Consider the following 13095-nt stretch of genomic DNA (forward strand, 5'->3'; position numbering starts at 1 on the left):
GGTCGGGCATCCGCGGACGTACGGTCAGGCGCCCCGCGAACCCGGGGGCAGGGCCGCCGGCTGGGTGCGCCCGGAGTGCCGGCCCACCCGGTGCCAGGAACCGAGGCCGCCGGAGCCGGCACTGGTGCCGTGTCCCGTGGCACCGCCCGCCACGGAGAGACCGGTGGAGAACCCGGCGGAGTGGCCGGAGTGGCTGCTCAGCGGCAGGCGGCTGCCGAAGAGACTGGTGCCGAAGGCAACGAAGCCGAGATTCTCCTCGCCGCTCCGGTCACCCGGCAGCGCCCGGAACGAACGGCGGTACTCGGAGTACAGCGCGTCGTAGATCGGGGTGTGGGACTCACCGCCCGATGGCTCCTGCGAGGGCCGCATGGCAGGGATCGGGCTCGGGCGCTGGTGGGAGGAGTCGTATGAGTGCACGTATGTGCCAACGACATCGGTGTCGGTCGGATGCGGGCGTGGCGGAGAAATAGCTGTTCGCCGTCGGTGCGAGAAGCCTGCGGCCACGATCAGGTACCGGCCAGCGGCATCGCGGCGGCGACCAGGAGCCCGTTGGCCGCGGCCTTGTCCAGGGCGTCGCGCAGCAGATCCTCGCGGGGCTGCTGGCCGATCGACCCTGCCGGGGCGGCGAAGACGAGGACGGTCTGCGACTTGTTGGCCGCGGTCCGCCAGCCCTCGGTGACCTGGAGCGGCGCGTGCGCCTGCCACCAGGCGACCGGTGCGCCGCCGCCGGTGCCCGGCTGGAGCACGGCGTGCAGCTGGCCCATGGCGAGCAGGACCGACCAGCCGTGCAGCACGGCGGGCACCTGGTCCATCCGGTGGACCGGGTGGAAGCCCTGCTCCAGCAGCAGCTGGAGGAATTCGTCGCCCCGGCTGCCGTCCGTGCCCGGCCGGGCGATCGCGCCGGCGGGCTCGACGACGAGGGCCGGGTGGAGCTCGTCGTCGATCAGGACGAGGCCGCTGGTGATGCCGAGGACGGCCTGTTCGGTGAGGGCGTCCTGCGGCCGGCCCGCGCCGGCGCTCGCCGGGCCCTCGCCGCCGGTGATGCTGCGTACGGCGCCCTGGAGCTGCTCCTCGGCGACCTGGACGACCTGGGAGGGGATGCACGTCGCGTGGGCGAAGGCGAGGACGGCGGTCTCGTCGCCGACGAAGAGCACCGTGCTGGTGCGCTCCTGCTCGGAGTCTCCGGGGGTGCGGCAGGAAGTGCAGTCGTAACTGCCCGGGGCGTTGTCGCCGACAAGCAGCCGGTCGGCTTCGGCGTCGCCGATCTCGGCGCGTACGTCCTCGCTGACGTCGAGCATGCGCGGCACGGGTGGCTCCTCGAACTCGGTACGTGCGCCGGGCGGTTCCCGGCTCATGGATATGACAACGGGCGAGCCGCGGCCGGGGTCACGCGAGAAAGGGAACGTAATCGAACCAACCGGCCCGGAGAGTGAATCCCGGGGCCCGGAAGTGCACTTGGGGACCGTTCGCGCCGGTCCGACGGTTCGGGGTGTGATCGACTCGGCGATGCGACGGTGCACCGACATACGGTAACAAAGCGGCAAAACGACAAAGCGGACGAGTTCACGACTGACCGAAACTCGCCCCTACTCGGAGTGAACCGCCGACAGCCCTGCGCCGTCATGGCAAGTGCAGCCTGCCGCTGATCAGCCGACCCGGGAGATATGGCGTTTCATGCACATTTCTTTCCTGCTCCACAACGCATATGGAGTCGGGGGCACGATCCGCACGACGTTCAATCTCGCCGGGGAGCTGGCCGGGCACCATGACGTGGAGATCGTCTCGGTCTTCCGGCACCGTGACGTTCCCGCGCTCGGCGCCCCCGAAGGGGTGCGCATGAGCCACCTCGTCGATCTGCGGAAGAAGAGCCCGACGTACGACGGCGACGCCGCCGAATACGCACGCCCCGCGACCGTGTTCCCGCGCGGCGACAGCAGGTACCGCCAGTACAGCAGGCTGTCCGACGCAAGGGTGGCTGATCATCTGCGCTCCCTGGAGGCGGACGTGGTGGTCGGCACCCGGCCGGGGCTCAATGTGCACATCAGCAGGCAGGCCCGCCGGGGACCGGTACGGATCGGGCAGGAGCACCTCACCCTCGACAGCCACGGCTACCGGCTCCGCCGCGAGATCGCGCACCGCTACCCGCTGCTCGACGCGATCACCACCGTCACCGAGGCCGACGCCCACGCCTACCGGACCGGGTTCAAACTGCCCGGCGTACGGATCGAGGCCATCGCCAACAGCGTGCCCGAACCGGCGGTCCCGCCCGCCGACGGCGACCACAAATGGGTGATCGCCGCGGGCCGGCTGCACAAGGTCAAGCGGTACGACCTGCTCGTCCGGGCGTTCGCCGACGTGGTCGCGGTCCGCCCGGACTGGCGGCTGCGCATCTACGGCGGCGGCGACGCGACCGGGAACGAGCGAGCGGCGCTGCTCGCGCTCATCGCGGAACTCGGGCTGCACAACCACGTGTTCCTGATGGGACCGGTCAACCCGCTGGAGGCCGAGTGGCCCAAGGGGTCGATCGCCGCGGTCACTTCGGACCGCGAGTCCTTCGGCATGACCATCGTCGAGGCGATGCGCTGCGGCCTGCCGGTCGTCGCCACCGACTGCCCGCACGGCCCCCGCGAGATCATCGACGACGGCACCGACGGACGGCTGGTGCCCGTCGGTGACACGGCGGCCGTGGCCGACGCGCTGCTCGGCCTGATCGGCGACGACGAGGCACGGCACCGCGCGGGACGTGCCGCACTGACCGCGTCGCAGCGGTTCGACCCGTCACGGATCGCCGAACGCCATGAACGTCTCTTCACCGAACTCGCCTCGCGGGGCCCGCGCGACCGCTCGCACGGCGCGCTGAGCACCACACTGCACCGCGCCCGGGGCACCGTGCTGGACGGGGCGTACGCCCTTCGCTACAAGGCAGCCGCCGTGATCCGCAAGGGGAAGACCGCATGACCGACTCCGCAGGGCGAAGGACACCGCGGGCCGACTGCACCGCGGGACCCGGCGGCGGGATCACCTTCGATCTCGACCTCGGCCGCAGCGAGGACGGGGAGGCCCCCGAACTGCTGCTCCGGCTGCGCGGCGCCAAGGGCGCGGGCGGCGACGGCGACACCGTACGGCTGCCGCTGAGCCCGCTGCGCGACGGACGGCTGCGCGCGGTGCTGCCGGGGGCCGTGGAACCCGCCGAGGGGCGCTGGGACGTCTACCTGCGGGAGCCCGGCGCGGACGACGGCGGGGCGGTGGCCGTCGAGCCCGGCGTCCGGGACCTGCGGCTGCTCGTCGACCACGCGCCGGGCAGCGGGCGGATCGCGGTCCGGATCCCGTACCCGACCCTCGACGGCCGGCTCGCCGTGCGCTGCTGGCTGCGCGCACCGCATGCCGAGGCCGGACCGGTGACGTTCGACGGGCACGGAATGACGGTCGAGGGCACGCTGTACGGGACCGGCCTCGGCGCCGATGCCCGCGTCGAGGCGCGACAGCCCGGCGCCGACGGCCGGGTCCTGCGGGTGCCGGTCACCGGTCAGGAGGGCGCCTTCGCCTTCACGCTCCCCCTGGACCGGCTGGCCGACGGGCCCGTCACCGCACCGCAGCTGTGGACGCTCTGGCTCGTCCCCGGGACGGCGGAGGAAGCGCCGGCCGGCGGCGTACGGATCTCCCGCATCCTCGACGACGTCTGGGACCGCAAGAAGATCTTCGTCTACCCGGGCCGCGACGCCGGCGAGGGCTGCCGAGCCACGCCCTGCTACTCCACCGACAACGACCTCTGCGTACGGCTCGAACCGGAACCGGCGCCCTGAGGACCCCGCCGGGGGATGCGGACCCGGGCTGTCCGCAACCCCTGGCAGACTCGCCGCCATGTTGGAGACCTCGGCACGACTGCTGCGACTGCTCTCACTGCTCCAGGCACACCGCGACTGGTCCGGCGCCGATCTTGCCGACCGGCTCGGGGTCACCCCGCGCACCGTCCGGCGCGACGTCGACAAGCTGCGCGAACTGGGCTACCCGGTCAACGCCAGCCCCGGCACCGGCGGCGGGTACCAGCTCGGTGCCGGTGCCCAGCTGCCGCCGCTGCTCCTGGACGACGAGGAGGCCGTCGCCGTCGCCGTCGGGCTGCGCACCGCGGCGGGCAACGGCGTCGAGGGCATCGGCGAGACCTCCGTACGCGCCCTGACCAAGCTCGAACAGGTGCTGCCGGACCGGCTCAGGCGCCGGGTGAACGCGCTGAACACCTTCACCGTGCCACTGCTCCGCGGGCCCGGCGCTTCGGTCGCCGACGCGGGCGTCCTGACCGAGCTCGCCGGGGCCTGCCGGGACGCCGAGCGGCTGCGCTTCGAGTACCGGGACCACTCCGGCTCCGTCTCGCGGCGGACCGTCGAACCGCACCGGCTGGTGTGCACCGAGCGCCGCTGGTACCTCGTCGCCTGGGACCTGGACCGCGCGGACTGGCGTACGTTCCGGGCGGACCGGATCATCCCCACGCCGCCGCACGGCCCGAGGTTCGTACCGCGCGAGGCGCCCGCCGAGGACCTGGCCGCCTATGTCTCGAACGGGATCTCCACGGCCGTGTACCCGACGCGGGCGGTGATCCGGCTGAAGGTGGGGATGGAGCGGGCGGCCGAGCGGATCTCGCCCTCGGCCGGGGTGCTGGAGGCGGTCGACGCGGACACCTGTCTGCTGCGCGCCGGGGCGGCCACGACGGACGTGATGGTCATCCACGTGATGATGACGGGGTTCGAGTTCGAGGTCGTCGAACCACCGGAGCTGAAGGATGCGATCAGGGTGGCCAGGGACCGGCTGACCAGGGCATTGGACTGAGCGCCGGCTGCGGCAACGCCATACGGTCGGCCGGGTCCGCCCGCTATACCGGTGGCAGTCGGAGGCCGTCCCGTACCGCGGCGTGAATATTGTGACCAAAGGATAAGGCTGCCATAAGGAAGCGTGAATTCCTGGCGACATGCTCATTTACGCATGTTATTCGGGACGGAAATTACGCCCCCTCGATACGGGATATTCCGCTCCGATTCCGGGCCTTCCGAATGATCGTTCTCCGGCTTGTGTGATTACTGTGTGTCCGGTCCCGGGCCGCCTGTCCGGGTGGCGTGATTCATGCCGTGCACGTGTCGTGATCCTGTGACACAAGTGTGACCGGCGGGGAACGTGAGGATGCCCCGCGACGGCGGGCGCCCCGGCTTCCGTCGCCGCCCGCGGCCGCCTACGGTGAGGGGTATGGCACCCATACCGACCCCTTCCGCCCAGCCCGACGACGCGCCCGGCGAGTACGTCGGCCTCGCTGCCGACGCCGCCGAACGGCGGGCCCGCAGCCGTGGCTGGAGCACCGTCAGATCCCTGCCGCCGGGCGCGATCATCACCATGGAGTTCCGGAGCGGACGGATCAACTTCGAGGTCGACGGAGCACGCGTCACCCGCTGCTGGGTGGGCTGAGGCCCCTGCGGCCCGGGACCCCGGGCCCGGATACGGCAGAAGGCCCCGACGTCCGTCGGGGCCTTCGGTCATGTCCGGGGAGCGGTTGTGCGTACCGGCTCCCTCGCCGGGTCTCAGCCGCCGGCCACCGGGCGGGCCGGGCTCGTGCCGCCGCGCGGTGTGCGGTCGGCGTGCGGCGGGCGTCGGCTGCCGGCCGGGGTGACCGGGGTCCGCTCCGAGCGCACAGCATGCGCCGGGTGCGAGGCGTGTGCGCGTGAGCGGGCGCCCGTGGCCGCCGCGGCGACCGGCTCCAGCGCCGGGCTCCGGGCCGGGGCGTCGCCGCCGTCCGGTTGCGGCAGCAGGACGGTCCGGGGGCCTCCGGCCGCGACGGGCACGGAGGGCACGGGACGGCCGAATCCCCGCAGGTTCTCGCGCTGGGCGAAGATCCAGGCCTCGGCCCGGGTGATCAGCGGCTCGGCCCAGGGCAGGCCCAGCATGATCAGCAGCCCCGCGGCCCAGCCCAGCAGGACATCGCTGAGCCAGTGCGTACCGAGATAGACGGTGGTGAGGCCGACGCCCAGCGAGACGATCGCCGACATGGCCGACAGATAGCGCCGGGCTCGGGGGGTGGTGGCCAGATAGGCGAGGATTCCCCAGGTCACAACCGCGTTGGCGGTGTGGCCGGAGGGGAATATATCGCCGCCCGCGAAGAGCTCGGCGGAGCCGATCTGGGTCGCGTAGTGCGGGCCGAGACGGCCCAGGCCGATCTTGACCGCGCCGACCGTCACATTGAGCAGCAGCAGTGCCACGCCCAGCGTTATCAGGGGGCGCAGCGTGTGCTGCCGCCAGGAGCGCCAGCCGAGCCAGCAGGCGACCATGGTGGCGGTGGGACCACGCTGGCCGAGCACGATGTAGTAGTCGAGGAAGGCATGGATTTCCGGCCACTGCTGATACGGCCGGAAGAGCATGACCTTCCAGTCCAGGGTCACCAGCCAGGACGAGGCCAGCACGGCAATGACGATGGCGAGATAGAACGCCAACGTCCCGCCGAAGAGCGCGATGCGGTGACGGCTCATCCGCGGTGGCTCTATCTTCGGCGGCTCCGGCTCCCGGTCCAGCCGGGCAAAGATGTCGGTACGCACCCAATCGACGTTACAGCGAGTTAGTGAGTGACCAGGTCGTTCCGGTCTCTTTGTGATGACGATGTGATGTGGACTATGTCTCAGTGCGGTCTTAATTCCTGATCCGGGTAAGTGTCTCGACAGGTCTTCGCGCTATTGATTTCGCACGCATTTCGGAAGGGTGTTTGGGCGTGGGCAGAAAAGCGCAGGAGGTGCCGGTATGAATTTATCCGCGCCCGGAAGGGGGTGGAACGGACCGTGCCGGTCCGGTCACCGACCGCTCTCGGTGCGGGCCCGGCGGGTGCTCCGAGGAGGCCACCGAGTACCGTCCCGTTCCGGACGGGCCGGGTGTCCTCGCAGGTCCGGACGGCGGGCCGGGGTGGCGTACGCCACACCCCGCGGCTCGACCGGGTATGAGTTCGGCCACGTGGGAGGGCTCCGAACTCGCGTACGCTGACGCCCACTCGCCCGTCGATGCCGGGCCATGAGGAGCGGCGAACCGCCGCATCCCCGGTTGGCCCGCCGAGCGCGAGGGACCTTTGGGAGGTACATGCATGTCAGGGACGACCACAGCCCGGATCCGGCTGCGCCCGGCGGCCGACGGTGCCAATCGATGGGTCGTCCTCGTCGTCCTCTGCCTCAGCCTCCTGCTCGTGGCGCTCGACTCGACCGTGCTCCACGTCGCCGTGCCCGCCGTCACCGAGGACCTGAACCCCAGTGCGGTCGGTCTGCTCTGGATCGTCGACGCCTACCCGCTGGTCTGTGCCTCGCTGCTGATCCTCTTCGGCACCCTCGGGGACCGGGTCGGCCGGCGTCGCGTCCTGCTGCTCGGCTACGCCCTCTTCGGTGTCGCCTCCGCGGTCGCCGCGATGGCCGGCAGTCCCGCGGTGCTCATCGCGGCGCGTGCGCTGCTCGGGGTCGGCGGCGCGATGATCATGCCGGCGACGCTCTCGATCCTCCGGCAGGTCTTCCCCGACCGGCGTGAACGCGCAGTGGCGATCGGCATCTGGACCGCCGTCGCCGCCGTGGGCGCCGCCACCGGGCCGGTCATCGGCGGCTTCCTCGTCGAGCACTTCTGGTGGGGCTCGGTCTTTCTGATCAACGTCCCGCTGATGGCGCTGATCCTGCCGGTCGGCCGGCTGCTGCTGCCCGAGTCGCGCGGCAGCCACGACGGCCCGTGGGACGTGCTGGGCGCACTGATGGCCGCCGCCGGAGTGCTGGGCGTGGTCCTCGGGGTGAAGCGGGCGGGCGCCGGTGAGGTGCTGAGCCCGGCCACGCTCGCCCCGCTGCTGATCGGGGCGGCACTGCTCGTCGTGTTCGTGCGCCGCCAGAAGCGGCGTACGCATCCGCTGATCGACATGGGGCTGTTCACCAGGCCCGCGTTCTCCACCGCGGTGGGCTGCATCGTCATCGCCATGCTGGCCCTGGTCGGCCTTGAGCTCATAGCCGTCCAGTACCTCCAGCTCGTCCTCGGGCTGAGCCCGCTGCAGACCGGACTGCGGCTGCTTCCGCTCACCTTCGCGGCCATGGCCGCGGGCGCCACCGGCTCGTACACCCTGCGCCGTATCGGTCCACGCCGGATGGTCGGCTGGGGTTTCGTGCTCACGGCCGTATCGGTGCTGATCCTGACCTCGATGGGGCAGCACGACCGGCCGGCGCTGCTGACGGCGGCCTTCGTCGCCCTCGGCTTCGGGCTCCAGACCACGCTCTTCGGGGCGTACGAATCGATGCTCAGCGAGGCCCCCGCCGACCGCGCGGGCGGGGCGGCGGCCATCGGCGAGACCTCGTACCAGCTGGGCGCGGGCATGGGGATCGCCCTGCTCGGCAGTGTCATGAACGCCGCCTACGCCCCCGGGCTCTCGAAGCTTCCCGAAGCGGGTGTCCCGGCCGGGGCCCGCGCGGCCGCCGCCCACTCGCTGGGTGAGGCGTACCAGGTGGCGGACCGGCTGGGCGGCCCGCTGGGTGCGGTGCTGCGTTCCACGGCGCGCCACTCCTTCATCACCGGGCTGCATGTCACGCTGCTGGTCAGCGCCGCGCTGCTGCTGGCCGGGGCGCTGGCCGCGCTGCGGCTGCCGAGGGCGATGGACTGCCCGGCGCCGGTGCTCGACGAGCCGGAGCGGGCCGACGTGAGCGAGGTGCGGGAACACCGCGCGGAGCACGAGGTGCCCGCCCAGGGCCGTGCGCAGCGGCCCCCGACGCGGCCCGCCCGGCGCCGACCCGCCGAGGCGACCGGCTCTGGACGAGCGGCACGCTGAGCCGTAACGTCGGCGCGAGAGCATAACTAACACTGCTAGTTTTAGCATCGTGCGAGCCGCCGGAGGCGCCCTCATGTCCACCACCGAGTCGTCGAAGCTCCCGCCCTTCGACCCCGCCGACCCGATCGGCATCGACGATCTGCTCAGCGCCGAGGACCTCGCGATCCGCCAGACCGTCCGGGACTGGGCCGCCGACCGGATCCTGCCGCACATCGCCGAGTGGTACGAGAGCGGCGAGCTGCCCGGCATCCGCGAGCTGGCCCGTGAGCTCGGTTCGCTCGGCGCGCTCGGCATGTCCCTCCAGGGGTACGGCTGCGCGGGCGCCACCGCCGTCCAGTACGGACTGGCCTGCCTGGAGCTGGAGGCGGCCGACTCCGGGATCCGCTCCCTGGTCTCCGTGCAGGGCTCGCTCGCCATGTACGCCATCCACCGCTTCGGCTCCGAGGAGCAGCGGCAGCGCTGGCTGCCGGGCATGGCGGCCGGCGAGATCATCGGCTGCTTCGGCCTCACCGAGCCGGACCACGGCTCCGACCCGGCCGGGATGCGTACCTACGCCAAGCGCGATGGCGGGGACTGGGTGCTCACCGGCCGCAAGATGTGGATCACCAACGGCTCGGTCGCCGGGGTCGCCGTCGTCTGGGCGCAGACCGACGACGGAATCCGCGGATTCGCCGTGCCGACCGACACCCCGGGCTTCTCGGCGCCCGAGATCAAGCACAAGTGGTCGCTGCGCGCCTCGGTCACCAGCGAGCTGGTCCTGGACGAGGTGCGGCTGCCCGCCGACGCAGTGCTCCCGGGCGTCACCGGTCTGCGCGGCCCGCTCAGCTGTCTCAGCCATGCCCGCTACGGCATTGTCTGGGGTGCGATGGGCGCGGCCCGCGCCAGCTTCGAGGCGGCCGTGGACTACGCGAGGACCAGGGAACAGTTCGACCGGCCGATCGGCGGCTTCCAGCTCACCCAGGCCAAGCTCGCGGACATGGCCGTGGAGCTGCACAAGGGCATCCTGCTCGCCCACCATCTGGGCCGGCGGATGGACGCGGGCAGGCTCCGCCCGGAGCAGGTCAGTTTCGGAAAGCTCAACAATGTGCGGGAGGCGATCGACATCTGCCGTACCTCGCGCACGATCCTCGGCGCCAACGGGATCTCGCTGGAGTACCCGGTGATGCGCCATGCGACGAATCTGGAGTCGGTGCTCACCTACGAGGGAACCGTGGAGATGCACCAGCTGGTGCTGGGCAAGGCGCTCACCGGTCTCGACGCGTTCCGCTAGACCGTCCGGCGAGCGCCCTGCTCAGCTCTGGTTGAAGAAGCCGTCGGCCGACCGGCCGGCGGTTTCGCTGACCACCTGGGTGTCGGCCGGGGTCAGCAGGAAGACCCGGGTGGCCACGCGCTCGATCGAGCCGCGCAGTCCGAAGATCAGCCCGGCGGCGAAGTCCACGACGCGCTTCGCGTCGGTGGGGTCCATGGTCGTGAGGTTGACGATCACCGGGACGCCGTCCCGGAAGAGCTCTCCGATGGCCCGTGCGTCACGGAAGCTGTCCGGGGTGACGGTGGCGATCCGGCGCCCCGTCTCCTCGGCCGTCTCGGACGCGACCTGCACCCGGGGGTCCGTCACCCATGCCTGGCCACCGGTCCCGGTCTGCGCGCCCTCGGCGTACTCGTCGTCGTAGTACCGCTCGTCGTTGTCCTCCACGAGGCCCAGCCAGGCACTCGCCTTGCGCACCGATCCCATGGACGCCTCCTCTCACCGCGGTTCCGTGGCGTTCCGCATCTCTTTCGTATCCCTATGGTCGTCCATGATGCGGATCGTGCGCCAAGTGGATAGTCGGCGCGCAGGGGGTTCGTGACGGTACTGGCACAGAAGATGTGGCGATTCGTCAGGATTCCTCCCGCATAAGGGGTCAGAAAGAAAGAAAATATGATGCCCGGGCCGTACGGGTGACATGGGGGGCGTACGGGTGAACGGACCGCTCGATACGATGCACCTCGCGCACGCCGTACGAGCTCGGCGCGAAGGTGAACGACTCTCGGGGGATCGTCGTGTTCGGAATAGTCAGGCCCTGCACCCATCGGCTGTCCGAGGGGCTCAGGACCGAGTGGATGGCCCATCTCTGCGGGCTCTGCCTCGCACTTCGCTCCGATCACGGGCAATTCGCCCGGATCGTTACGAACTATGACGGCCTGATTGTTTCTGTTCTGACGGAGGCTCAGTCCGAGCGCACCACCGGATGGCGCCGCACGGCGGGGCCCTGCCCGCTGCGCGCCATGCGGACCGCCCCGGTCGCCCGCGGCGAGGGCGCCAGGCTGGCCGCCGCCGTCTCCCTGGTGCTGGCCTCGGCGAAGGTCCGGGACCACGTCGCGGACGGGGACGGCCTGTTGAGGCGCCGTCCGGTCGCCGCCGCCGCGCGCCGGGTCGCCGCGGGCTGGGACCGGGCCGGCGCGCGCACCGGCGCCCAGCTCGGCTTCGATACCGCGCTGCTCGTGGATGCCGTCGACCGGCAGACCGGCATCGAGCTCATCGCCGGTCCCGGCACCCCGCTGCTCACGGTCACCGAACCCACGGAGACCGCCACCGCGGCCGCCTTCGCCCACACCGCGGTGCTCGCGGGCAAGCCGCAGAACGCGGAGCCGCTCGCCGAGGCCGGCCGCCTCTTCGGGCGGCTGGCGCATCTGCTGGACGCCGTGGAGGACCAGGAGGCCGACGCCGCGTCGGGTGCCTGGAACCCGCTCACCGCCACCGGCACCTCTCGGGCGGAGGCCCGGCGGCTGTGCGACGACGCGCTGCACGGCGTACGGCTGGCGCTGCGCGACGCGGAATTCACCGACGGCAAGCTGGCCCATGTGCTGCTGGCGCACGAACTGCGGCAGTCGGTGGACCGGGCCTTCGGCACCACGGCGTGCTCGCACCAGCCGGGCGCTGTGCTCCTGGACGGAACTGGCGGCCCGTCAGCCGCGCGGCCGGCCGGGTCCTTCGGGCCGGTGCCGGGCAATCCGTACGCGCCGAGTCCGGGCGGTCCCGCCGGTCCGCCGCAGCCGCCGCCCGAGCCGCCGCGCGACCGGCGCGGTCTGATCATGGGCTGCCTGGTGTGGGCGGGGCTGGCCTGCACCTGCCAGATGTGCTGCGGCACCTTCGAGGACCCGTGGAGCCACCAGCGCCGCGAAGGACTCTGCAGCCAGTGCGACTGCGGCGACGTCTGCGATGCCTGTGACTGCTGCAGCAACTGCGGGGACTGCTGCGACGGGTGCGACTGCTGCGACTGCGACTGCAGCTGCTGAGGGCGTGAGCCCGGCCGCCCGGCCCGGCTCACTTGATCTCGGGCGGCGAGATCTGCGAGGCCTTGATCGCCGAAGCGCTGATGCCCCACTTCTTCAGGATCCGGTCGTAGGTGCCGTCCGCCTTCAGACTGTTCACCGCGGCCTGGAAGGCGGGTGCCAGCGCGGTGCCCTTCTTGAAGGCGAAGCCGACGTCGAGGCGCTTGAACTCGTTGAGGAAGCGCACGCCCTCCTGCTGTCGCACCGCGTACCGCAGCCCGTTGATGGTGGACATCACCACATCGCTGCGGCCCTGCTGGAGCGAGGCCCAGGTGGCGCCCTGGTCGTTGTACGTCTTCACGTCGTACGGCTTCCTGCCCGCGTCGGCGCACAGATGCCGGTTCTCCTCCAGGGTCACCTCGAAGGTGGTGCCCGCGCCGGTGCCCACGGTCAGGCCGCAGAGCCGGGTGAGATCGGTGACCTTCTTCAGCTCGCTGTCGTCACGGACCGCGAAGCCCTGACCGTCATTGATGTACGTGACGAAGTCGATCGTCCTGCGGCGCTCCTCGGTCACCCCGAAATTCCCGGTGCCCACGTCGTACTTCCCGCTGCCCAGCGCCGGGAGGATCGCCTCGAAGGAGGCCACTTCGCGGGTGAGGCGCAGCCCGAGTTTCCTGGCCACCGCGTCCGCGAAGTCGATGTCCGTGCCGGCCACCGTCCTGCCGTCCGCGAGGTAGGTGGCGCCCGGCGGGTTGCTGACGCTCGCGGCGATGGTCAGGGTCCCGGCGGCGCGGACGTCGGCGGGCAGCAGCTTCGCCGCCGCCCCGTCCTTGCGTACCGAGGAGACGACATCGGTCGTCGGCACCTCGCCCTTGTCCGCGGCGGCGGCGCCGGCCGGTGCGGCCGCCGGATCACCGGACCCGCACGCGGTGAGGGAGAGAGCGGCGACGGTGATCAGTGCGAAGGCAGCGGTGTGCCGGGTCCGGGGCATGAGGTGTGGTTCTCCAGATTCGTCGGCCGTGAGCGGGCGCGCCGGCGGC

General features: G+C 71.6%; 12 protein-coding genes. 7 read left to right on the top strand and 5 right to left on the bottom strand.

All coding sequences use genetic code 11. The annotated features are described in order from the left end of the window. Positions 1-24: 24 nt before the first annotated feature. Together OG842_RS30735 and OG842_RS30740 are read right to left on the bottom strand one after the other, a co-directional pair. The gene (locus OG842_RS30735) at positions 25-369 is read right to left on the bottom strand and encodes a hypothetical protein (protein WP_266736252.1); all 345 of its coding nucleotides are present in this window, start codon (positions 367-369) and stop codon (positions 25-27) included. A 137-nt stretch (positions 370-506) separates the two neighbouring features. Next, on the bottom strand, positions 507-1307 hold the full coding sequence (locus OG842_RS30740; protein WP_266737339.1) for a hypothetical protein: 801 nt from the start codon (positions 1305-1307) through the stop codon (positions 507-509). A gap of 367 nt (positions 1308-1674) precedes the next feature. On the opposite strand from OG842_RS30740, the gene OG842_RS30745 reads away from it, so the two are divergent. From OG842_RS30745 to OG842_RS30760, 4 genes are all read left to right on the top strand, one after another. Next, a complete protein-coding gene (locus OG842_RS30745; RefSeq protein ID WP_266736250.1) occupies positions 1675-2958 on the top strand; it encodes a glycosyltransferase in 1284 nt (427 codons plus the stop codon). After that, a complete protein-coding gene (locus OG842_RS30750) occupies positions 2955-3803 on the top strand; it encodes a transferase (RefSeq protein ID WP_266736248.1) in 849 nt (282 codons plus the stop codon). Before OG842_RS30745 ends, OG842_RS30750 begins: the two co-directional genes overlap by 4 nt. A gap of 58 nt (positions 3804-3861) precedes the next feature. Further along, on the top strand, positions 3862-4821 hold the full coding sequence (locus OG842_RS30755; RefSeq protein ID WP_266736246.1) for a helix-turn-helix transcriptional regulator: 960 nt from the start codon (positions 3862-3864) through the stop codon (positions 4819-4821). Between the two features lie 411 nt (positions 4822-5232). Continuing rightward, entirely contained in the window at positions 5233-5448 is a 216-nt protein-coding gene (locus OG842_RS30760) for an I78 family peptidase inhibitor (protein WP_266736245.1), read from the top strand. 113 nt (positions 5449-5561) lie between these two features. Here the strand turns inward: OG842_RS30760 and OG842_RS30765 are convergent, their stop codons facing one another. Further along, positions 5562-6569: a phosphatase PAP2 family protein gene (locus OG842_RS30765; RefSeq protein ID WP_266736244.1), complete on the bottom strand. Its 1008-nt coding sequence runs from the start codon at positions 6567-6569 to the stop codon at positions 5562-5564. A gap of 533 nt (positions 6570-7102) precedes the next feature. On the opposite strand from OG842_RS30765, the gene OG842_RS30770 reads away from it, so the two are divergent. Together OG842_RS30770 and OG842_RS30775 are read left to right on the top strand one after the other, a co-directional pair. Next, on the top strand, positions 7103-8803 hold the full coding sequence (locus OG842_RS30770) for an MFS transporter (protein WP_266736242.1): 1701 nt from the start codon (positions 7103-7105) through the stop codon (positions 8801-8803). Between the two features lie 73 nt (positions 8804-8876). After that, positions 8877-10073, top strand: coding sequence for an acyl-CoA dehydrogenase family protein (locus OG842_RS30775; protein WP_266736240.1), 1197 nt, complete (start codon positions 8877-8879; stop codon positions 10071-10073). 21 nt (positions 10074-10094) lie between these two features. On the opposite strand, the gene OG842_RS30780 is transcribed toward OG842_RS30775, so the two are convergent. After that, a complete protein-coding gene (locus OG842_RS30780) occupies positions 10095-10535 on the bottom strand; it encodes a cell division protein SepF (RefSeq protein ID WP_266736239.1) in 441 nt (146 codons plus the stop codon). A gap of 308 nt (positions 10536-10843) precedes the next feature. Between OG842_RS30780 and OG842_RS30785 the strand changes: the two genes are divergently transcribed. Continuing rightward, positions 10844-12079, top strand: coding sequence for a DUF5685 family protein (locus OG842_RS30785; protein WP_266736238.1), 1236 nt, complete (start codon positions 10844-10846; stop codon positions 12077-12079). A gap of 28 nt (positions 12080-12107) precedes the next feature. Here the strand turns inward: OG842_RS30785 and OG842_RS30790 are convergent, their stop codons facing one another. Then, positions 12108-13046, bottom strand: a complete 939-nt coding sequence (locus OG842_RS30790) for an ABC transporter substrate-binding protein (RefSeq protein WP_266736236.1) — start codon at positions 13044-13046, stop codon at positions 12108-12110. Between the last annotated feature and the right edge of the window lie 49 nt (positions 13047-13095).

Source organism: Streptomyces sp. NBC_00376 (genome assembly GCF_036077095.1).
Taxonomy (GTDB): Bacteria; Actinomycetota; Actinomycetes; order Streptomycetales; family Streptomycetaceae; genus Streptomyces.